At 58.5% G+C, this 19,935-nt stretch carries 22 protein-coding genes and 1 pseudogene; 13 read left to right on the top strand and 10 right to left on the bottom strand.

Annotated elements, in window-relative coordinates; genetic code table 11:
- Position 1 precedes the first annotated feature (1 nt).
- From dctP (O4H62_RS02390) to O4H62_RS02415, 6 genes are all read left to right on the top strand, one after another.
- Entirely contained in the window at positions 2 to 1,042 is a 1,041-nt protein-coding gene (gene dctP / locus O4H62_RS02390; protein ID WP_269385525.1) for a TRAP transporter substrate-binding protein DctP, read from the top strand.
- A gap of 117 nt (positions 1,043 to 1,159) precedes the next feature.
- Entirely contained in the window at positions 1,160 to 1,720 is a 561-nt protein-coding gene (locus tag O4H62_RS02395; RefSeq protein WP_269385526.1) for a TRAP transporter small permease, read from the top strand.
- 3 nt (positions 1,721 to 1,723) lie between these two features.
- On the top strand, positions 1,724 to 3,013 hold the full coding sequence (locus tag O4H62_RS02400) for a TRAP transporter large permease (protein WP_269385527.1): 1,290 nt from the start codon (positions 1,724 to 1,726) through the stop codon (positions 3,011 to 3,013).
- On the top strand, positions 3,010 to 3,996 hold the full coding sequence (locus tag O4H62_RS02405; protein ID WP_269385528.1) for an NADPH:quinone oxidoreductase family protein: 987 nt from the start codon (positions 3,010 to 3,012) through the stop codon (positions 3,994 to 3,996). Before O4H62_RS02400 ends, O4H62_RS02405 begins: the two co-directional genes overlap by 4 nt.
- Positions 3,993 to 4,808, top strand: coding sequence for an enoyl-CoA hydratase/isomerase family protein (locus O4H62_RS02410; protein ID WP_269385529.1), 816 nt, complete (start codon positions 3,993 to 3,995; stop codon positions 4,806 to 4,808). Before O4H62_RS02405 ends, O4H62_RS02410 begins: the two co-directional genes overlap by 4 nt.
- A 2-nt stretch (positions 4,809 to 4,810) precedes the next feature.
- Positions 4,811 to 6,427 (top strand): class I adenylate-forming enzyme family protein, encoded by a 1,617-nt coding sequence (locus O4H62_RS02415; protein WP_269385530.1) that lies wholly within the window; start codon positions 4,811 to 4,813, stop codon positions 6,425 to 6,427.
- A gap of 298 nt (positions 6,428 to 6,725) precedes the next feature.
- On the opposite strand, the gene O4H62_RS02420 is transcribed toward O4H62_RS02415, so the two are convergent.
- Positions 6,726 to 7,106, bottom strand: a complete 381-nt coding sequence (locus O4H62_RS02420; protein ID WP_269385531.1) for a recombinase family protein — start codon at positions 7,104 to 7,106, stop codon at positions 6,726 to 6,728.
- 31 nt (positions 7,107 to 7,137) lie between these two features.
- Positions 7,138 to 7,332 (bottom strand): annotated as a pseudogene (locus O4H62_RS02425) (transposase); the annotation flags it as partial.
- A gap of 234 nt (positions 7,333 to 7,566) precedes the next feature.
- Between O4H62_RS02425 and dctP (O4H62_RS02430) the strand changes: the two are divergent.
- From dctP (O4H62_RS02430) to O4H62_RS02460, 7 genes are all read left to right on the top strand, one after another.
- Positions 7,567 to 8,580, top strand: a complete 1,014-nt coding sequence (gene dctP, locus O4H62_RS02430; protein ID WP_269385532.1) for a TRAP transporter substrate-binding protein DctP — start codon at positions 7,567 to 7,569, stop codon at positions 8,578 to 8,580.
- 68 nt (positions 8,581 to 8,648) lie between these two features.
- Complete coding sequence (locus tag O4H62_RS02435; RefSeq protein WP_269385533.1) at positions 8,649 to 9,155, top strand: TRAP transporter small permease; 507 nt, start codon at positions 8,649 to 8,651, stop codon at positions 9,153 to 9,155.
- The gene (locus O4H62_RS02440; protein WP_269385534.1) at positions 9,156 to 10,427 is read left to right on the top strand and encodes a TRAP transporter large permease; all 1,272 of its coding nucleotides are present in this window, start codon (positions 9,156 to 9,158) and stop codon (positions 10,425 to 10,427) included. It begins immediately after the preceding gene.
- A gap of 252 nt (positions 10,428 to 10,679) precedes the next feature.
- Positions 10,680 to 11,504 carry a 3-methyl-2-oxobutanoate hydroxymethyltransferase gene (panB, locus tag O4H62_RS02445; protein WP_269385535.1) on the top strand — a complete coding sequence of 275 codons (825 nt, stop codon included), beginning with the start codon at positions 10,680 to 10,682 and terminating at the stop codon, positions 11,502 to 11,504.
- Positions 11,505 to 11,507: 3 nt separating this feature from the next.
- Positions 11,508 to 12,437 carry a hydroxymethylglutaryl-CoA lyase gene (locus O4H62_RS02450; protein WP_269385536.1) on the top strand — a complete coding sequence of 310 codons (930 nt, stop codon included), beginning with the start codon at positions 11,508 to 11,510 and terminating at the stop codon, positions 12,435 to 12,437.
- 46 nt (positions 12,438 to 12,483) lie between these two features.
- A complete protein-coding gene (locus tag O4H62_RS02455) occupies positions 12,484 to 13,680 on the top strand; it encodes a CaiB/BaiF CoA transferase family protein (protein ID WP_269385537.1) in 1,197 nt (398 codons plus the stop codon).
- Between the two features lie 101 nt (positions 13,681 to 13,781).
- Positions 13,782 to 14,780: a LysR family transcriptional regulator gene (locus tag O4H62_RS02460; protein ID WP_269385538.1), complete on the top strand. Its 999-nt coding sequence runs from the start codon at positions 13,782 to 13,784 to the stop codon at positions 14,778 to 14,780.
- 32 nt (positions 14,781 to 14,812) lie between these two features.
- On the opposite strand, the gene O4H62_RS02465 is transcribed toward O4H62_RS02460, so the two are convergent.
- The 8 genes from O4H62_RS02465 to O4H62_RS02495 all read right to left on the bottom strand — a co-directional run bounded on the left by O4H62_RS02465 (position 14,813) and on the right by O4H62_RS02495 (position 19,920).
- The gene (locus O4H62_RS02465) at positions 14,813 to 15,025 is read right to left on the bottom strand and encodes an integrase core domain-containing protein (RefSeq protein ID WP_269385539.1); all 213 of its coding nucleotides are present in this window, start codon (positions 15,023 to 15,025) and stop codon (positions 14,813 to 14,815) included.
- Positions 15,015 to 15,209: a hypothetical protein gene (locus tag O4H62_RS02470; protein ID WP_269385540.1), complete on the bottom strand. Its 195-nt coding sequence runs from the start codon at positions 15,207 to 15,209 to the stop codon at positions 15,015 to 15,017. The genes O4H62_RS02465 and O4H62_RS02470 overlap by 11 nt, the downstream gene beginning before the upstream one ends.
- Before the next feature lie 411 nt (positions 15,210 to 15,620).
- Positions 15,621 to 15,746, bottom strand: a complete 126-nt coding sequence (locus O4H62_RS02475) for a hypothetical protein (protein ID WP_269385541.1) — start codon at positions 15,744 to 15,746, stop codon at positions 15,621 to 15,623.
- Between the two features lie 146 nt (positions 15,747 to 15,892).
- Positions 15,893 to 16,390 (bottom strand): site-specific integrase, encoded by a 498-nt coding sequence (locus O4H62_RS02480; protein WP_269385542.1) that lies wholly within the window; start codon positions 16,388 to 16,390, stop codon positions 15,893 to 15,895.
- 79 nt (positions 16,391 to 16,469) lie between these two features.
- Positions 16,470 to 16,700 (bottom strand): hypothetical protein, encoded by a 231-nt coding sequence (locus tag O4H62_RS02485; RefSeq protein ID WP_269385543.1) that lies wholly within the window; start codon positions 16,698 to 16,700, stop codon positions 16,470 to 16,472.
- A gap of 72 nt (positions 16,701 to 16,772) precedes the next feature.
- Positions 16,773 to 16,997, bottom strand: a complete 225-nt coding sequence (locus O4H62_RS26490) for an Arm DNA-binding domain-containing protein (protein ID WP_430538383.1) — start codon at positions 16,995 to 16,997, stop codon at positions 16,773 to 16,775.
- A 481-nt stretch (positions 16,998 to 17,478) separates the two neighbouring features.
- Entirely contained in the window at positions 17,479 to 19,059 is a 1,581-nt protein-coding gene (locus O4H62_RS02490) for an isochorismatase family protein (protein ID WP_269385544.1), read from the bottom strand.
- A 12-nt stretch (positions 19,060 to 19,071) separates the two neighbouring features.
- Positions 19,072 to 19,920: an N-acyl homoserine lactonase family protein gene (locus tag O4H62_RS02495; RefSeq protein WP_269385545.1), complete on the bottom strand. Its 849-nt coding sequence runs from the start codon at positions 19,918 to 19,920 to the stop codon at positions 19,072 to 19,074.
- Between the last annotated feature and the right edge of the window lie 15 nt (positions 19,921 to 19,935).

The following is a 19,935-nucleotide window of genomic DNA, read 5'->3' on the forward strand; positions in this document are numbered from 1 at the left end:
CATGACTTACAGTAATATCGGGCACACCGTTTTCAGCGCCGCATTTGCCGCCGTTCTTGGCATCACGACCGCCCCAGCACTCGCACAGGAAAAGGTTACGCTAAAGTTCGCAGACTGGATGCCTGTAAGCCACTACACCGTTGCCAACGCCGCTGAGCCCTTTATGGAAAAGGTCAAAGAACTGTCCGGCGGCAGCATCGACATCCAGTTCTTCCCGGGTGGCCAGCTCGGCAAAGGTCAGGACGCGCTGCGCCTAGTGCAGACCGGCGTAGCCGACATCGCCGACATTTCGCCAGCATACATTTCTGACAAGTTTGTCCTGAGCTCTGTTGCAGAGCTTCCGGCGATGTTTGATACAGCCTGCGAGGGCACGGCCGCCTTCGCCGAGCTGGCCACCGGCGAAGGCATCATCGCGGAAAATGAATTCAAGCCATACGATGTGCGCATCCTCGTCTCCATCGCCTACGCACCTTACAAGATCTTGACTGTGGCGAAGAAGGTTGAAACTGTTAACGATTTCAAGGGTCTCAAGATCCGCACTGCCGGCGGCGCGATGGACATGACCGCCAATGCGCTTGAGGCAGTTTCCGTGCGCATGCCCGGCCCTGACATCCTAGCTTCCATGAGCCGCGGCACACTCGACGGCTCTTTCGCGCCGCTGCAAAGCGTCAAGGTGTTCGACCTGCAGACAGTACTCAAGCATCAGACGACCGATGTTAGCCTAGGCAGTTTTATCACGGTCTATGCCATCAGCAATCGTGCCTGGAATTCGCTTTCCGATGACCAGAGGTCGGCGTTAACGGAAGCAGGTAAGTTCGCCACGAAGAACCATTGCGAGTATGTGGACGCGGAGGAGCCGAAGGTGATCAAGGAGCTCGAAGGCTACGGCGTAGAAGCCAACAGTATGGCAGACGGAGAGCTTGCCAAGCTGGACAACTCGCTCTCGACCGTTCAGCAGCAGTGGGCCGAGCAGGTCGACGGTCTCGGAAAGCCCGGCTCCGAAGTGCTCGCGGCCTTCCGCGATGCGCTCAACTCCAAGTAAGAGACAAGAGCGCCAACTGGCGCGAGAGTGACTAGCCGGTGGGCCGACCCCTTGCGTGCTGGCACCGTCGGCGACGGTGCCAGCAAACAAGTGGCAGCGCGGAGGAGCTACAAAACCATGCTAAAAGCGCTGATTGAAGCCGACAGATACCTGAAATGGCTGGATGTATTTCTGGCGGCGATGGCCGGGGCAGCGATCCTAACCATGATGGCGATAACCGGGGCGGACGTGTTGATGCGCTATGCGTTCAACAATCCGCTGGAGTGGGTCTACGACCTGACCATTCACTACCTTCTGATTGCGGGCTTCTTTCTAGGCCTGTCCTACACGCTAAGACTCAACTATCATATTAGCGTCGATTTCTTCGCCCAGATAATGAATCAGCACGCCTATCACGCAGCGCTTGCTATCGGCAGCCTGGCCGCAAGCTTCGTCTTCTTCTGGGTCGCCTGGCTGGGCGCGGAGGAAGCCTGGACTTCTTGGAGCAACGGAGACGTACTCTTCGGGGCCGTAATCTGGCCAATCTGGCCCGGCAAGATATTGATTCCTCTCGGCATGGCGCCTCTCGCCCTGCGCTCCCTGCATCGAGCTCTAGCTCACCTTTGCGCCTCACTCGATCCTTCCGTCGCCGACAAGCTCGAAATCGGCATTGACGCCCACGCGATTCCGCAGGAGTGAGCCATGTTTGTCATCATCACAGTGTTGCTTCTCCTCCTCAACCTCAGCTTCGGCATTCCCGTCGCCTTCAGCCTCGCAATCGCGGGCGCGGCGGGTCTCTATATGTTCGGTGGCTCGCAGCTTCTGTTCGGCATCCTCGCCACCGCGCCCGCGTCCGCGATCAGCAGCTATGAGTTCCTGACCATCCCGATGTTCCTGCTGATGGCAGAGTTCATGATTGCAAGCCGCGTATCGAGCTCACTCTTTCATGCCATCGCCCGCTGGACGAGCTGGTTGCCGGGTGGCCTGGGTATCGCGACGGCGCTTACTGGCGCCGCTTTTGGCGCGATCTCTGGCTCGAGCACGGCGGCAGCGGCAACGCTGTCCTCCACCAGCATTCCCGCGATGGTGGACGAAGGTTATGAGCGCGGCTTCGCAAGCGGCATCGTCTCAATCGCCGGCACTCTCGCCATGCTTATCCCGCCAAGCATAGCGATCATCTTCTACGGCCTTCTGACCGGAACCAGCGTCGCCAAGCTGCTTGTGGCGGGCATCGTGCCCGGTCTTCTCGTCACGCTGTTCATCATCGCGACTATCTGGTTGCTGATCTGGCGCGACCCCTCGCTTGCCCCCTCGCGGCGCAGCTATTCCTGGAGCGAGCGATTCCGCTCGCTCAGCGTCGCCGGTCCTTTCCTTGGTCTGTTCATGCTGGTGACAGGCCTCATTTATCTCGGCATCGCCACGCCGGTGGAGGCCTCCGCACTCGGTGCACTCGGCGCATTCGTCTTCGCCGTGATCACCGACCACATGAACTGGGATACCTTTAAGCGCGCGCTTCTAAGCACCGTGCTCACCTCCGCCATGATTGGCCTCATCGTGATCTCGGCGCAGATATTCGGCTTCTTCATCACCATCACGCAGGTCACTCAGAACCTCGTCAACTTTGTCGCCGCCCACGACCTGCCGCCCTACGCCGTGATGCTGTTCCTGGTCGTGCTATACATCGTCCTCGGCTGCTTTCTCGACCAGCTCTCGATCCTTATTTTGACCGTACCGGTAGTGTTGCCAGTGGTGCTGTCGCTTGGTTACGACCCTATCTGGTTTGGTATTATCATCATCCTTCTGGCGGAGGTTGGCATGGTCACTCCACCGATCGGGCTCAACGTCTACGTGGTCGCGCGCAACACCAACCAGCCGGTGGAGACTGTGTTTCGCGGCGTGTGGCCGCATGTCGCCGCCCACATCCTGCTGATCCTGACCATGCTAATCTTTCCGCAAATCGTGCTGTGGCTGCCGGGGAGCATGGGCCAATGACCATGCGCGCGGTTGTCTGCGAGGAACTGCGCTGGCCGGCCAGGCTGCCGGTAGCCACCGTCGCCACGCCCGAGCCGGGACCGGGACAGATACTGGTCGAGGTGGCCGCAGCAGGGCTCAACTTCGCCGATACGCTAGTCATCGGCGGCACTTATCAGGAAAAACTGCAGCCGCCCTTCATACCGGGTGCCGAGCTTGCCGGCACTGTGACGAAGGTCGGCGCAGACGTTACGAAGTTCCGGCTGAGCGACCGGGTGATGGGACAGGTCGTCTCCGGGGCCTATGCCGAACAGGCATTACTCGATGTAGCGCGCGCGCAACGCGTGCCGGATGAGATGCCGTTCAGCGAGGCGGCGGGCTTCTTCATCCCTTACGGCACTGCCGCATGCGGTCTGTTCGAGCGCGGGAGACTTAAGCCCGAAGAAACCGTCCTCGTCACCGGCGCTGCGGGAGGCGTCGGCCGCGCGGCGGTAGAGCTCGCGCTTGCGCGCGGCGCCCGGGTGATCGCAACGGCAAGCGGCGCAGCGCGGCGCGCCGCGATTGCTTCGATGGGCGACGTTACCGTCCTCGACGCCGACCACGCCGGCCTGAAGGAACGGCTTCTGCAAGCGACCGGCGGAAAAGGCGTCGACATCGTCTTTGACGTGGTTGGCGGCGAGCTTGCTCGCCAAGCGTTACGCGCGCTTGCCTTCGAGGGGCGCTTTGTCATCGTCGGCTTCGCCAGCGGTAACATTCCGAATTTCCCGGCCAACCATCTGCTAGTGAAGAACGTCGACGTAATTGGCCTTTATTGGGGCGTCTACCAGACGCACCTTCCCGAACGCACAGACGCGATGTTCGAGGAGCTGGCCAAATATTACCGTCAGGGCGCGATTAGGCCGCATATCGCGGCCAGCTTCCCGCTCGAAAAAATCAATGAAGCGCTGGCCGAACTAGTTGCGCATAAACATATCGGCAAACTCATCGTGGATCCAAAGTCATGACAGCACAGAAACCAGTTCGCATAGAACATCTTCCCGACGCGCCCGAGATAGCCGTAGTTTCGCTCAATCGTCCCGCGCAAAAAAACGCCATCACAGACGAGATGATCGATGGGCTGATGGAGGCCGCTTCCAGCTTTCACGAGGACTCCGATACTAAGGTGATCGTCCTGCGTGGCGAGGGCGGTTTCTTCAGCGCCGGCGCGGACGTCTCAACTTTCGATGCCATCGAGAACGAGACCGACGTAAACAGAGTGCGCCGCATGACCCATAAGGGCGGTCGGCTGTGCACGGAGTGGGAAACGCTGCCACAGCTTACCATCGCCTCGATCACCGGCGGCGCGGTCGGCGGTGGTTTAGCGCTAGCGCTGGCCAGCGACTGGCGTGTCATGGCCGAAGATGCCTGGGTTTACGTGCCGGAGGCGCGGCTCGGACTCATCTATGGCTGGAATACCGTGCCGCGGCTGACGCGTCTGATAGGCCCAGCCCGCACCAAGACGCTATCGATCCTCTGCCGCCGCCATTCAGCGGCCGAATGCGACAAATGGGGCCTAACCGACAAAATCGCCAAAGGGAACGATGCCGACAAGACGGCCTTCGAACTGGCCCGCGAGGCCTGCAGCGTCCCGCGGCTGGCCGCCCAGCTAATCAAGCGCTCGACCAATGCCGCCTCGAACGCGCTCTCGGCCTCGACCAGCTATGCCGACATGGACGACATGCTGGTCTGCATGACCGATCCCGAAGGCAACGCCGCGCGCCAAGCGTTCATAGCGGGCCTTAAGAACAAGGACCACAAGCTTGAAGGGGGCAGATAACCATGGCCGAACTCGACCAATTCAACGACGAAACGCGGCTTGGCGACTGCCTCGACCATCACGCTGAAAATCATGCCGACCGAGTGGCAGTTCGCGATGCTCAGACGAGCCTTACCTATGCCGAGCTGCGCGCCGAGGTGATGCGCTGTACCAGGGCACTGTACTCGGCGGGCGTGCGCGCGGGCGACCGGATTGCGACGCTGGCTGCTCCGCGCGCCGAGGTGATGGTGATCTTCCTCGCCGCCGCGAAGCTCGGCGTGTTGTGGCTAGGCCTCAATCCAAAATACACACAGCGCGAACTACACTACGTGGTCTCGGACGCCCGCCCAAAGCTGATCTTCGGCATTCGCGAACACGAAGGCCGCGACTATGCAGCAGACCTGTTAGAGATCCGCCGCGTGCATAGTTCGATCGCGCGTACAGTCGGCCTCGATGGCATTTCCGGCTACGATGTTTCCTTCGCCGACTGGCTTGACGAGCCCGACAGCGCCGACAGAGTGCTCGCTGTCGAGTTGGCGGTTGCTGCCGTCAACTCCGAAGCGGCGGCGTTACTCGTTTATACATCTGGCTCAAGCGGACGTCCCAAGGGCGTGCAGCTTCGCCAGCGCGAGCTCCTGCGCCGCAGCCGGACACAGAACGAACAATTCCCTGCCACCCCCTATCCGCGCGTGATGAACCCGCTGCCAATCAACCATATCGGCGGAATGCACTTCCTCTCGCTGTTTACTTTCGTTGGCGCAGGTACGATCACACTGGTCGACAAGCATCGGCCTGCTGATTTCGTGCGAGCGATAAAGGCGGGTGAGATCAACATGCTCTACACGCTGCCCACTATGTTCCAGATGCTTGCAGAGCACCCGGCTTTTGAGCGGGGTATGCTCGACCAGCTGCAATGGGTCATCTACTCAGGCGCGGCGATGCCAGGCAGTCTGATCGACATCCTGTTTGCCGCCAAATGCAATGTTGGCCTGACCTATGGCATGACCGAGAGCTGCGGTTCGGTAACCTACGCGCGCAAAGACGGCTACAACCGCGACGTGATGATGAACACGATCGGCTACCCGACTCCACCGGGCGAGGTGCGCGTAGCGCGCACTGACGGCACGGTGTGCGACGTTGGCGAGGACGGCGAGATCCAGGTGCGCGCACGCTATTGCATGAAGAGCTATTTTGAGCGTCCCGCCGAGACCGAGGCGGTGTTCACTGATGGCTGGCTGAAGACGGGCGACATCGCACGCGTGTGCCAGGACGGAAGTATCCAGTTCATCGGTCGCATGAGCGAGATGTTCAAATCTGGAGGCTATAACGTCTATCCGCGCGAAATCGAACTTGCGCTGGAGGAACATCCCCAGGTAGTTCTGAGCGCGGTAGTCGGGCTCCCAGATCCACTTTTCGATGAGGTAGGATGGGCCTATGTCTCACAGCAGCCTGGATCGCATCTCACGGAGGAGTCACTCAAGGCGTGGTGCGCAGAACAGCTTGCCAGCTACAAGATCCCTAAACGCTTCATAGTCTCCAACGCGCTGCCGATGCTTCCGGTTGGCAAGGTCGACAAGGTGAGCCTGAAGAAGGAGGCTCGCACCACGCTGGAAAAAGAGGCGGCCACTGATAAGCTATAATGCGAACTGGTTGGTTCCCAGCTTCTTAAATGCCCGCTGTTCCCTAACGGTCCGCGACACCAACAGAATGTCGGCTACAAATCCCATGCGTGCCCGTTTGGCTTTTGCAATTTTCGATTTGGCCACGCTATGACGGCCACTGTTTTTGTCGCAAACGCAATAAGGGCGGAGAGCGGTCGTTCGCTATGGTTTCTACGAACGGCGGCATTGCCGACTTTGCCAATCATAGCCGCCCCGCCTCAAATTCAGGAACGAAGGCGTGCACAAATTTAGGGGCAATTCAGCCCCATTTCAGGCGTCAGCCATTTTCACCTAGAATCCGATAAACTTGCATCCGCGCAATTGCGGATGGCTTTTCGTCACCGCCTGCCAACCGCAGGACTTCATCCCGATCAATCCGTTGCTTGCCACCCTTGCTCCGACCAAACACCGTCATCACGATCTGACCCATTTCGCCCTTGGTCGAGACGTAGGGATCGAGCACGGTCACGAAGGCCTGCTTTTGCTCGCATTCATAGATGATATTCAACACGTCCCGGGTATCGCGGCCAAGCCGGTCTAGCCGCGTGACCATCAGCTCGTCGTCTGGTCGAAGGAAACTGAGAATGGTAGCGAGTTCGTCGCGGCTCTTGCCAGACACCTTTTCCGAGCAAATGAGGCTGCACCCCTCGGCGGTCAACCGTTCTGTCCGGATATTCAGGTCCTGGTCATTGGTGCTTCAGTCGCCTGATCTCGGCATCCTTGTCGTCACCGCCAGGAGGCTGTGAAAATTTCTTCATCCATACGTAGAGAGAATGCGGGCTGACGCCCAGCCGCTTCGAAACCTCTGCAACAGCGTAACCCCGCTCGGTAATCCGAGCGACCGCATCCCGCTTGAAATCATCACTGAAATAGATTCTGCTCAACACTGCCTACTTGTGCCGTTTTTTAAGGAAGAAACCGCGTGCGAATTTGCGAGTTGTTCAATGTCGTTCGCGACCGGATCAGGTGCACTGTCGTAGGCTGAGCCAGTCACGGACAGCCATCTCTCATCAAATTGAGACGCTGGGTTCGCCAAAAGAGAATGGTGGCAGACCTCGTGCCATTCTACCAATGAATGATCCGCAAGAAAACTTGAGTCTCTCGGGAGGAGCACAGATATGAAAACTAGCACCACGGCGCGGTTGCTGACCGCAGCAGGACTTGCGATTGGCGTTACACTGGCCGGCGCTGTTGCGTCCTGGGCCGCTGATGTCACCCTCAAGGTGACCGCGCAGCTTCCGGCCTCACATCCGACCACGTCAAATCTTATGGAATTCAAAAAAATAGTCGAGGAGAAATCCGGTGGCGAGATCGCGGTCGAAATCTACGACTCCGCACAATTGTACAAGGACAGCGAAGTGCCGCAGGCGGTTTCCTCCGGTGCCGTCGCCATGGGTACAGCTTCGCTCACCCGTTTCGCCGGTACCATCCCGGCTGTTGATTTCTTCTATGTTCCGTTCAGCCTGCCGTCGCTCGAAGCCGTCGAGAAGGCAACCGCGCCCGGAAGCGAAATCCGCAAGCTGCTTGACGGTGCAATTGCTGAAACCGGTGCAAAGGTGCTGTGGTGGCAGGCCGTTGGCGGCGCTGTTGTCATGAGCAACAAGCCGGTTCACATGCCCGAAGATCTCAAGGGCATGAAGGTCCGCGTGTTCGGCAAGACGCTGGGCAATTTCGTTGAGTTGCTGGGCGGCGCGCCAGCCCTGATTTCCGGCTCAGAGCAATTCCTCGCCTATCAGCGCGGGACTGTCGATGCCGGTATGTCATCGGCAGCGGGCGTGACCTCGCGCAAGATCTATGAGGTGCTCGACCATCTCACCGTCACTAACCACGCTGACGTGGAATTTGTGGTACTGATCAACCAGGGCGTCTGGGATGGGCTGAGCGATGCCCACAAGGCGATCGTCGACGAAGCCGCCAAGCAGGTTGAAAAGAGTCTGCGCGACGACGTCAACCGCAAGGAAATCGAGGCGATCGACTTCGTCCGGACCCAGACCAAGATGGAAGTCATCACGCTTGATGACGAACAGCTTGCCGCCTGGAAAAAGGCATCTGCGCCGATGATCGATAAATACATCGAAAGCTCGGGCGACCTCGGTCGTAAAGTTGTGGAAGCTGCTGAGGCACTTCAGTAGTCTTCGGTTTCTGGCGCCGGCCGTACAGGGTCGGCGCCATTAACTCCAGGTCGGGGCTTGGTCCGTCGATGTTCAGCAAACTCACCGGTTATTTCGCCATTGTCGCCAGCGCGCTTTTCGTCGCGATCGGGGTGATGATCAGTTACGAAGTGGTCATGCGCTATGTCTTCCTTGCTCCCACCAGCTGGACCGAGGAGATGGCGCGGTTTTTCCTGATCTGGGCGGTCTACATGTCAGCCGCGCACCTGCTTCACAAACGCGAACTGATTTCGATCACCGTGATACAGGACAAGATGTCGCCCCGCTGGCGACTGGCGAGTGAATTTCTGACGCTGATCTGGATCGCCGCCTTCAGCGTTGTCGCTGTTTATTATGGCGTGGTGACCGTCAACGAGAGCGTCCAGATTGGCCGCAAGACCGCCTCGATGCTGTCGGTTCCGCAATGGCTGACAGAAATCTCCATTCCAATTGGCTTCGCGCTGCTTTTCATCCAGTGCCTAGTCGAGGCGCAGGGGGTGCTTCGCGACGGCCATCTGAAGGGTAACGTCGACCGGAATTGGGAAGATACCATCTAGATGACCGCGTTCCTGATCATCCTTTCGCTGTTTGCTGTCCTGCTGATCGGGATACCCATTGCCTTTGCACTCGGCGGCATGGGCGCGGTGCTGATCATCCTTGATGGTCTCAACCCGATTATTGTTACCCAGGCGCTCTACAGTTCGGTCGATTCCTTCATTCTGCTGGCAGTCCCGCTGTTTCTGCTGATGTCCAACATCCTGCTCAAGGGTGGTGTTGGCCGTGACCTGTTCGCGGCCGTTCAAAGCTGGGTTGGGCACTGGCCAGGCGGACTGGCCGTGGCAACCGTCATTTCCTGCGCCATTTTTGCCGCGATTTCAGGCAGTTCGATTGCCACTGCGGCGACGATTGCAACGGTGGCGATCCCGGAAATGACGTCACGCGGTTACCAGCGCCCGTTCGTGCTCGGGTTGCTTGCTGCCGGTGGCACGCTGGGCATTCTGATCCCCCCATCGGTGCCGCTGATTGTCTATGGCGTTCTGACGGAGCAGAGCATTGTTTCGCTGTTTCTGGCCGGTGTCGCGCCCGGGTTGCTTCTGGCGGGATTGTTCATCGCCTTTTCTATGCTCTATGCCGCCTACACCAAGGCCTTCGATCCGCTGCCTAAGGCAAGCTGGGACGAGCGCAAGGCAGCCAGTATCCGGGCATTGCCCAGTGTTGGTCTGGCTCTGATCATCTTCATCGGTCTGTATGGCGGTGTGTTTACACCAACTGAAGCTGCCGGTGTCGGTTTCGTGCTCGCCATCATCATTACCAGCCTGATGCTGCGCACGCTGAATTGGCAACTCTTCGGCGAAGCGGTGATCGGATCGATGCGGACCACCGTGACGATTTTCCTCATTGTTGCCGGCGCCAAGATCTTTGCCAAGGCGATCACGCTTTACCGGATTCCCCACGAAATCTCCGGGCTAATCATCGACAATTTCGACCAGGTCGGCTCGTTCATCTTCATTGTCTGCGTTGCGTTGCTGATCCTCGGTTTCTTCCTCGAATCGCTGTCGATGCTGCTGATCGTGGTGCCGGTCCTGTTTCCTGCACTCTTGAGCATGGGCATCGATCCGGTCTGGTTCGGCATCGTCTTCATGTTGATGATCGAGATCGCGCTGATCACGCCGCCAGTGGGGCTCAACCTGTTTGTCATCCAGGCGGTCGGCAAGGCCAGCCTGGGCGAGGTGACCAAGGGTGTGCTGCCTTTCCTAGCGATCATGCTGCTGACCGTTTTCCTGATCTACCTGTTTCCGCAGATCGTGCTGTTTATCCCGTTCGGGTAGCCAAAGGGGTTGGTGCATTCGGCCAGACGGGACACAGCATTCGCCAATCGAGACTTGCCGATTTGTCGGTCATGTCCGAATTTCGATCCAGCCGCTGGCGCGCTTTTTCCAACCTGGAGAAATGTCCGGCTGCCGGCTCCAACAGTGCCAGGATGCCTTGCCTGCACATCTCGCGCTATCCTCCCAAGCGTGGCGCTAGTGCAGGCGGTATGCAGTCCATGCCGGTTTTAAGTCAAGCAAAGTGAGACCATTGTGAGCGTCCATACAACATCAAAGAAGATAACCTCCCAGCACATTCGCTCGCGCAAGGGTGGCGAACCGATTGTCGGCCTGACCGCTTACACCGCCGCGATGGCCAAGGCGATGGATTCCATCGTCGACTTCATCCTGGTCGGGGATTCGCTGGCGATGACGATCTATGGCGAGGATTCCACAGTAGGCGTTGACCTCGACACCATGATCCGGCACGGCAGGGCCGTGGTGCGGGCCTGCAATCATGCTTGCGTGGTGGTCGATCTGCCGTTTGGCGATTACCAGGCAAGCCCCGAGCAGGCCTTCATGAGTGCGGCCCGGATCTTGCGGGAAACCGGATGCGATGCAGTCAAGCTCGAAGGCGGTATCGAAATGGCCGAAACCGTGGCCTTCCTGTCGACACGTGGTGTGCCAGTGATGGGCCATATCGGCTTGACGCCGCAATCCATCAACACGATGGGCGGGTTCAAGACCCAAGGTAAGGATGAGCTTGCCGTTCAGGAACTGATTACTGCGGCAAAGGCGATGGAAAGTGCGGGTTGCTTCGCGCTGGTGATCGAGGGGGTGATCGAATCCGCCTCCGAGAAGATCAATCAGGTGATGTCGATCCCCACAATCGGCATCGGCGCCTCGGTAGATTGCGACGGGCAGATTCTGGTGGTCGACGACGTGATCGGCATGTTCGAGGATTTCAAGCCCAAATTTGTCAAGCGCTATGCCCAGGTCATGCCCACCATCCGCGAAGCCATCGAGACTTTTGCAAACGAAGTGCGCACCCGGCAGTTTCCTTCCGCCGATCATGTCTTCGGTCGTTCCAAAGGGTGAGCAATGGACCGGATTGAAATCACTGAAGTCGGACTGCGGGACGGGTTGCAGAGCGAAAAGGGGTTCTTCTCGACCGCTGACAAGATTGATCTCGGCAACCGTCTGACCGCGGCCGGATTGCGCCGACTCGAAGCCACCTCGTTTGTCTCGCCCAGGGCAATCCCGCAACTTGCTGACGCCGAGGCGGTGATCGCCGGCATCAAGCCCGTCGACGGACTTGTGCTTGAGGCGCTAGTGCCGAATGAACGCGGTGCCAGGCGGGCCATTGCGGCAAATGTCAAGGTCTGGGTCGCCTTTGCATCTGCTACTGAAAGCCATTCGCTGGCCAATTCCAACACAAGTATCGAGATAGCGCTTGAGCGCATCAAGCCGCTTGGGGAACTGGCCAAAACGGCTGATGCTGAGCTTTATGGCTCGGTGGCCGTGGCCTATGACTGCCCGTTCGAGGGACAGGTCGGGACCGCTCAGGTGCTCAAGCTCGCCACGGCGTACCATGCGATGGGAATCCGGGTTCTCAAACTAGGCGACACCATCGGCTCGGCATCCCCGCGGCGGGTAAAGCAACTGATTTCGAGCCTTCAGGCGGAACTGCCGGACATGCAGTTGATCCTGCATTTTCACGACACCCGAGGCATGGGGCTCGCCAATGTCATGGCGGGCCTGGAAGCCGGTGCAAACCGGTTTGAAAGTGCCATTGGTGGTCTTGGCGGTTGTCCATTCGCGCCCGGCGCATCGGGTAACATCTCGACCGAGGACTTGGTGCATCTTCTGCATCTGGAAGGTCTGTCTACCGGCATTGATCTGCCGACTCTAATTGACGTAGGCAAGCTGCTTGAAAGCAGGCTCGGACGCACTCTTCCCGCCCGGCTGTTACGCTCCGAACCGGTCGGAACCCTTTATGACTTGAACGCCTCGGCACGCGCTTCGGGTTGAGCCACCTGCGCCCGACCACCTACGCCGGACAATGACGGAGACAAGCATGAGCCTCAACGGAATTCGGGTTGTCGACCTGACACGTATCATCTCCGGTCCGTTCTGCACCCAGCTCCTCGCAGATTTGGGCGCGGATGTGATCAAGATCGAGACCATCGGCGGCGACCCGCTGCGCGAGCAGGGCGCCAAGGTGAATGGCTTCAGCTGGTATTTCGCGGCCTACAATCGCAACAAGCGCTCAGTTTCGCTCGACCTTTACAGCGACGAAGGCAAGTCCATTCTCAGACAGATAATCCGCAGCGCCGATGTCCTGGTGGAAAATTTCCGACCGGGTGTGCTCGACAAGATGGGCCTGTCCATACCGGAACTGGAAGAACTCAATTCCAAGCTGATCGTCTGCAACATCAGTGGCTTCGGCGCCAGCGGTCCCTATGCGCAGCGGCCGGCCTTTGATTTTATCGCCCAGGCCCTCAGCGGCTTCATGAGCGTCAATGGCGTCGAAGGCGAACCGCCCGTCCGTTCGGGGCTTCCGATCAGCGATCTGGTGGCCGGCCTCTATGGCGCATTGGGTGTGGTTTCACGCCTGGTGGACCGACCGGCAGCAGGCAGTGCGCCTTCCGGGGTTCAGAATGTTGACATCAGCCTGACCGACAGCATGGTCAGTCTGCTCAGTTACATGGCGTCCGATCACCTGGCGGTCGGCAGATCGCCGATGCGCAGCGGCAACGATCACCCGCTGGTTGCGCCCTATGGAGTGTTCGAGACGGCGGACAAGCCGATTGCCCTGGCGCCCAGCAATGACGGGGTCTACGCGAAGTTGCTTGCCGCTATGGATCTGCAGCATCTGCACAGTGACCCCCGGTTTGTGACCAATGCCGACCGGCTGGCCAATCGTGGTGCCTTGCGTGATATTCTGGAGCCGATCTTCAAGTCTGCCCCAGGCGATCACTGGATCGCGCTCCTCAACAAGGCCGGTGTTCCGGTAGGGCCGATCCTGTCGGTGTCGGAAGTCTTCGAGGATCCCCAAATCATGCACCGTGACATGAAGATCGAGGTCGATCATGGTGACCGCGGCTCCGTGCAGATGCTGGGGTTCCCGATGAAATTCAGCCAGGAGTCCTGCGAAGTCCGATATCCGGCACCGAGCTTGGGTGAGCACAGCAGCCAGGTGCTGGCTGAAGCCGGTTTCAGCCAGGCCGAAATCGACGCATTCGTCCAAAATGGGGTGTTGCGCCAGGACTGACTAGACGGTTTTGCCATTTGTATCCTGGCGCCTCGCTTGGCTTCCGTGAGATGCCGCGCCTTCCGGAAGCGTTCGACGGAGCTTGTTGATCGTTATCAGTCTTGCGGAGCTCCGCGGCGGCGAGTAGGTTCCGGCCATGCCAGCCACCGGCATTGCACCCACATTTTGCGCTGCCGGTCACCGTCGTAATCCATGATCAGAAAAAGCCTCTCATGAATATTGACTTTGTCAGCCTGAAGGCATTCTTGACGGTCGTCGATACCGAAAGCATTCGCGCTGCATCGGAAAATCTCAACCTGTCCATTTCCGCCGTCAGCCGGCGCATATCCGAGCTTGAGATCGAGTTTGGCCAACAGCTTTTCACACGCCACTCGCGCGGCGTGGAAATCACGGAAGCAGGGCGGCTGCTGGCCGCGCGCACCCGCGAGACCTTTGCAACGCTGGGTCTGATGTGTTCGGACATGGATAAGCTCAAGGCGGGCAACATCGGCCGGGTGATGATCAGCGCCAATGGCTCCTCGCTGGTCAATGGACTGGCCAGACATATTCGCGAGTTTCTCGATGCCCACCCCAACGTCGCCGTCGATCTTCAGGAACAGCTGACACCGGATATCCTCCACCACGTGGCGGGCGGCTCGACCGATATCGGTTTCGTCTCCAACACCATGCGGTTGCCCGAGGGCGTGACGACCTATCCCTACTGCAGCGACAAATTGGTGCTAGCGGTTGCTGCAATCCACGCCCTGGCAGACCTTGGAAGCGTGCGGTTTTCTCAGATGCTCGAATTTCAGGTCATCGGTGTCAGCGAAACCAGCTCGCTCACGCGGCTGCTGAGGAAGGTTGGTGGCATGGCCAATTCGGGATTCAGTTACAGCTACATGGCCAGCACCAACGAGATAGCCCGCACAATGGTGGCCAACAATCTCGGCATTGCAGTTCTGCCCGAGCAATTCGTCGTGCCCTACACCGACATGCTGCCCATCCGCGCGATCCCGATTGCCGAGGATTGGGCGCATCGTGAGATCTCGATGGTAATTCGCAGCGGAAGGGAAATTTCCGGCCCAGCAAGAGCATTCTTTGAATGGATCTGCAAGATGTGACGTGCCCCAGCCGGGTGGTCCAAAATCGGCTCTCACGTCACATATTCCTGTGGCGTCAAGCCAGCGAGGCTGCAATGCGGGTGGCACTGGTTGATATCGGTGCACCATTCCGTCACCAGATTGCGAGTATGATCTAAATTGGCGAACAGGTGGTCATTCGACAATTCGTCGCACATCCGACCTTTGAAGAATTCAACGATTCCGTTTTGCATGGACTTGGCCGGCGCGATGTAATCACCACTCAACTGTGCGGTCCTCTTGCCAAGTCAGGATCGCGTTCTCGGTCAGCTCTAATTCATTGTCACCGACCACCATGCAGACGTAGTCCCACATCTCGGCGATTTGGTTAAGTCCACGTGCGGCGCGGATGTCTGACAGGGCGGTATCGACAACTGCGGCCAAACATTCCCGTCTGAATTCATCAATCACGTTCAGGATGCGGGACCGGCGATCCATACGACAGGCTATCGGCTACGAAGTCTAAACTCCAGAGCTGTTAGGCCGCTGCGGGATTGCCATCGGCGCTATGGTGCCAAGGCACGCTTCCTGCCACCACGTTTGCGCACGGCGGGCCCTTCCTCCTCGAAGAGGTGATATAGCTTTCCTCCATTTCACTTGCCGGCCTTCAACCCGCAACAGGACATGCGGATTTCGATGGCCAAATCGTCACCACTCTGATGAGAATTCCTTTAACCGCGCCGTAGCTCAGCATCTTCCGATCGCGTTGACGCCCCCCCCCCCGATAAACACGCGGGTCGACCCCAGCCGACGAGGCCCGCCGCTGTAGAGATCCCTTCTTTGTCATGGCCAAATCCACGACGCGCCGCCGTGCGCCAGACCTTATAAGCTCTTGCGTAGCATTTCTCTTGGTGTCGAGACATACAACATCTGATCTGCCAGCGGCATTTCAAGTTTAGCGTTCTCGGCTTCCAGCGCCTTCAGCTTCTTGCCGCCTAACACTTCCATGCCGCAAACCTTGCACGCCACTTATACAAGGTCACATGGCTTTCGCCGTGTTGCTGGCGTAGTTCCTTCAGTAGGAACAGACCAACCTCAATCAGGGGAGGTTCCAGGGGTACAGGTCAAAATCGATCCGCCAAATGACTTGAAATTCAAGTTTGCTTAGTTTTCGTCGTTGCTGGAAATATATCGATCTTTTCACCGATTTGATTGGCCGCAAATTTCAGCGGATCATCGGATAAATGTGCATAGCGTGCAGTTGTTTGAGGTTGGGAATGGCCCAGCAGTTTTCCAATCATAGGAAGGGACATGCCGCTGGCGACAGCTATTGATGCAAAGGAATGGCGCAAATCATGAATGCGCACATTGTCGAGCCCTGCCCGTTTGCGGATTCTGCGCCACGGCTTTTGCAGATTGACTAGGCACGAGCCCCTTTTCAGCCCACATATGACATGAGGATTGTCTTCGTAACGCGGCAGACTGGTCAAAACTTGCCTAGCCTGCGGACTGAAGTAAATCGTTTTCGCACCGGTCTTGGGGTCAGGAAGCCGGATGCAGGAATTGTCAAAATCAATCCAATCCCATTTTAGCGTCAGAACTTCACTCAATCGCGCACCAGTTAGAATGAGCAACCTGAGTGCCGCAATCACAAAAGGGCTTTGGGCCCCCTCCTCTTTCTACCGAAGCAAGTGCTTCGCCCAGATGAGTGATCTCGGCAGACGATAAGAATCATTCACGCTTGCACTCCTTGAAAGGCACGACATGCAAAGTTGGATTGCTGTGATCCGCCCGAAAGCCATTTTGCTCACACCAGTTGAAGAACTTGCGCAGCACCGCCAACAGACGGTTCGCCTGGTATGGTGTTTTCGCCAGATCATTATGAACTTGGGCAACATGAGAGCGACCAATTTCGGTGATCGGGAGCCTAGACAGGTTCGACGGCACTAGAGTTTCTACCAAGCGCCTGTATTCGGCACTTGAGCGGCCTTTGAGTTTTGCGTCGGCATGCTCTTGAAGGAACTGCTCTAGGAGCTAGCCTGCGCCCTTCTCCGCCCTTTTCAAGTCCCGCTCGGCCATGGGGTCATCGCCACGCGCTATCTGCCGCAAGGCGGCTTGTGCATGCGAACGCGCCTGATCAGCGGTCAACGCACCGAATGTGCCAAGCGTGATGCGGCGTGAGCGTCGCCCTATCCGGTATTGAAGAACAAAGAGACCTTTCTCCCGGAAGGAGTGACCTTTAACCCATAGCCCGCCAATTCATCATCTCAAATGAACGCATCCTTGTCGGTGGCAGCAGTGGCATCAATCAGTCGTTTGGTGATCTTTGGCATGACTTGGCCTCCTAACCCAAGGAAACCAGTAAGCAAATAGTAAGCAAATAGTGAGCAAATAGTAAGCAAATAGTAAGCAAATCAGCAGGAAATCGCAATAATCTTAGGGAATGCAAATCTCATTGCTTATTTGTTTTTATTAGTTTTTATCCGTCCCCTGACTCTACAGGATCCGCAAGAATCACCAAAATGTCTGATTTGCAATCGGGGGGTCGCGGGTTCGAATCCTGCCGGGGGCACCATTCTTTCATTCCCAGAGCGCATGTAAACTCGCCGATTGATCCGGCCGGCGTGGCGTGAACTGACACCCGGGTTCGCTCCAGTTCCGGGGACCGGAGCAATCCAGGCCAGCGGAAGCATTTCAACCGAACCTCTGCCCTGCACCTGCAAACGGTCTTGCTGCAGGCTCAGCCGAGCGCTGCGATCACCGCGTCTGTCTTTGTCACCAGCGACACGTTCTGCAGCGCGTAGTTAATCGAGGCATTGTGCCAGTCGGCGTTCATCGTCGAGCATCCGTCTTCCGGGATCACCATGACGTAGCCCTTGTCCGCCCCGGTGCGGGCGGTGTGCTCGATCGACATGTTCGTCCATGCGCCCGTTTCGATGATCATGTCGCGGCCTTCGGCCTTGAGAATGGTTTCGAGATTCGACCCTTCCCATGCTGACATGCGCATCTTTTCCACCACGAAATCGCCCTCTTGCGGCTCGAGGCCGGCAACCGGCGCACCGCCCCAGGTGCCGCGGACAAGGGCCGCATTGTCGATCACGCCTTCAAACAGCGGGGCGTTCAGCGTGAGTCCCTTTGCGCCTGGCGGCACCAGAAAATGAACATGGATCACCGGCACGCCCAGCGAACGGCACCGCTCGGCGAGCCGGGCGATGTTGGCGATGGCGTTCTGCTGCCGGCAATGCTCGGGCGAACCGCTGTCTGCAAACGCGCCTCCCTCCATGACGACATCGTTCTGCATGTCCTGGATGATCAGCGCGCAGCGGCTGGCGTCGAGCCTGAGCGGATCCGATCCATCGCTGGGGACGGCGGCAGAGGGCGTGGCAGACGAGGAAGTGCTGCCACGTGCCCGCATGAACGGCTCGTTGCGAGGACCGACCTTCACATCGACGGCGTAGACCGAGGTCGTTGCACAGACATATAGCGTGCGCCAATCGGACCCGCCCCAGTGCAGGTTCGCGGGCAATTCGGGAATGGAGACCTTGCCCAGAAGCCTGCCGGAGGGGTGATAGACCCAGAGCCCCCCGGGCGCCGTGCACCAGACATTGCCTTCCGCATCGCATTTCATGCCATCGGGCACGCCGGGCAGCAGGCTGTCGCGAATGCCGGAGGCAAACACCTTGCCGTGCTTGAGGGTTCCATCGGACTGAACCTGATACACCCTGATGTTGGCCTGCTCGGTATCGTTGATGTAGAGCAGGCTTTCATCCGGCGAAAAGCACAGCCCGTTGGGCATGGAGAACGTGTAGCGGTCGACAACCAGCTCCGGCTCGTCGCCGGGACGATGGCCCGGAGGCAACCGGAACACGCCCTGCCAGCCAAGTTCCCGCGGCCGTTCGATGCCGTAAACCGGCATGCGCCCGTACCAGGGATCGGTGAACCAGATCGATCCATCGGACTTGACGCAAATATCGTTGGGCGAATTGAGTTCGCGCCCCTCGTAGTGGCTGGCCAGCACTTCGCGCCGGCCATCGGGACGAAAGCGGGCGACTGAGGACGTGGCATGTTCGCAGACCAGCAGGTTGAGATCCCTGTCATAGGTCATGCCGTTGCCCTTGTTGGATGGGCGCAACACCTCGCGCACGCCGCCCCGGTCAAGCCGGCGGCGCACATCTGCGGGCATGTCCGAGAACAGGAGATACTGATCCGCCGGATGCCAGATCGGACCTTCGGTAAAGGTGAAACCACTTCCTGCCTGGCGCACCGGCGCGTGCTCGTCGATCAATCGCCGGAAGTCCGGATCCACAGCCTGATGAGCCATGCTAACCTCCCACTATACGGCAAACCAATTGCGTTTCGGAACGGTCTGGCTGACCGGACCGGGTATCTGCATGTCCAGCCGCCCGATCACCTGGCCATGCTCGATCAGGGCCGGCTTGTCGTGCACGGGCAGAAGGAACCTCGACGAGTTGAGCAGCTTCTTGATGGCAGCCTTCTCGGAGCGCTTCGAGCCGGCGTGGTTGCCGGTGACCTGCGGTTCATGATCGCTGATCTGGAAGACCGGTTCGATGATCTGGTCGTTGAAATCATAGATCACGTCGCCACAGATCGTCGCCCGGCCCTCCGCGGTCTCGACGTGGACATTCATCGAGCCCTCGGTGTGCGCGTTTGCGGCTTCCATCACCACGCCAGGGATGATTTCCACCGGACCTGACAGTTCAAGGTCTTCAAGCCGCATGGCATGGCGCGTGTGCAGCCGCTCGATGAGATGCTGGATATCGGGTTTCGGATATTGCGGATGCATCAGGCCCGAAACCGAACACTCGAGTTCGCGGCGATTGATCACCACGGTGGTGTTCATCGGGAAGTGATCATCCTTGCCGGCGTGATCGATATGCAGGTGCGTATGCAACACGTACCGCACGTCGCCGGGCTTGACGCCATGATTGGCGAGCTGCCGCTCGATCATGTTTTCGTGGAACTGGAGCCCGCGCATGCCGAGCGTCTCCATGATCGCATTGTCGCGGTAGCCGGTGTCGACAACGATCGGATATTGCCCGCCAAGGATCAGGAAACCATAGACCGGCACCCTGCGGACCCTGCCACAGTCGCGCGCAAGCACGAGGAAACTCGATTCCAGTTCGATATCGCCAAAGTCCAGAACTTTGATTTCCAAAGCCATTTGCAACTCCTCCCA

Source organism: Parahoeflea alexandrii (genome assembly GCF_027214025.1).
Taxonomy (GTDB): domain Bacteria; phylum Pseudomonadota; class Alphaproteobacteria; order Rhizobiales; family Rhizobiaceae; genus Hoeflea; species Hoeflea alexandrii_A.

Coding starts and splice junctions, on each gene's coding strand:
- O4H62_RS02400 (WP_269385527.1), top strand. CDS start 1,724: ATGTTTGTCATCATCACAGTGTTGCTTCTCCTCCTCAACCTCAGCTTC.
- O4H62_RS02450 (WP_269385536.1), top strand. CDS start 11,508: ATGGACCGGATTGAAATCACTGAAGTCGGACTGCGGGACGGGTTGCAG.
- O4H62_RS02405 (WP_269385528.1), top strand. CDS start 3,010: ATGACCATGCGCGCGGTTGTCTGCGAGGAACTGCGCTGGCCGGCCAGG.
- dctP (WP_269385532.1), top strand. CDS start 7,567: ATGAAAACTAGCACCACGGCGCGGTTGCTGACCGCAGCAGGACTTGCG.
- O4H62_RS02415 (WP_269385530.1), top strand. CDS start 4,811: ATGGCCGAACTCGACCAATTCAACGACGAAACGCGGCTTGGCGACTGC.
- O4H62_RS02395 (WP_269385526.1), top strand. CDS start 1,160: ATGCTAAAAGCGCTGATTGAAGCCGACAGATACCTGAAATGGCTGGAT.
- O4H62_RS02410 (WP_269385529.1), top strand. CDS start 3,993: ATGACAGCACAGAAACCAGTTCGCATAGAACATCTTCCCGACGCGCCC.
- O4H62_RS02490 (WP_269385544.1), bottom strand. CDS start 19,059: ATGGCTCATCAGGCTGTGGATCCGGACTTCCGGCGATTGATCGACGAG.
- O4H62_RS02435 (WP_269385533.1), top strand. CDS start 8,649: ATGTTCAGCAAACTCACCGGTTATTTCGCCATTGTCGCCAGCGCGCTT.
- dctP (WP_269385525.1), top strand. CDS start 2: ATGACTTACAGTAATATCGGGCACACCGTTTTCAGCGCCGCATTTGCC.
- O4H62_RS02440 (WP_269385534.1), top strand. CDS start 9,156: ATGACCGCGTTCCTGATCATCCTTTCGCTGTTTGCTGTCCTGCTGATC.
- O4H62_RS02475 (WP_269385541.1), bottom strand. CDS start 15,746: ATGGAAGTGTTAGGCGGCAAGAAGCTGAAGGCGCTGGAAGCCGAGAAC.
- O4H62_RS02495 (WP_269385545.1), bottom strand. CDS start 19,920: ATGGCTTTGGAAATCAAAGTTCTGGACTTTGGCGATATCGAACTGGAA.
- O4H62_RS02455 (WP_269385537.1), top strand. CDS start 12,484: ATGAGCCTCAACGGAATTCGGGTTGTCGACCTGACACGTATCATCTCC.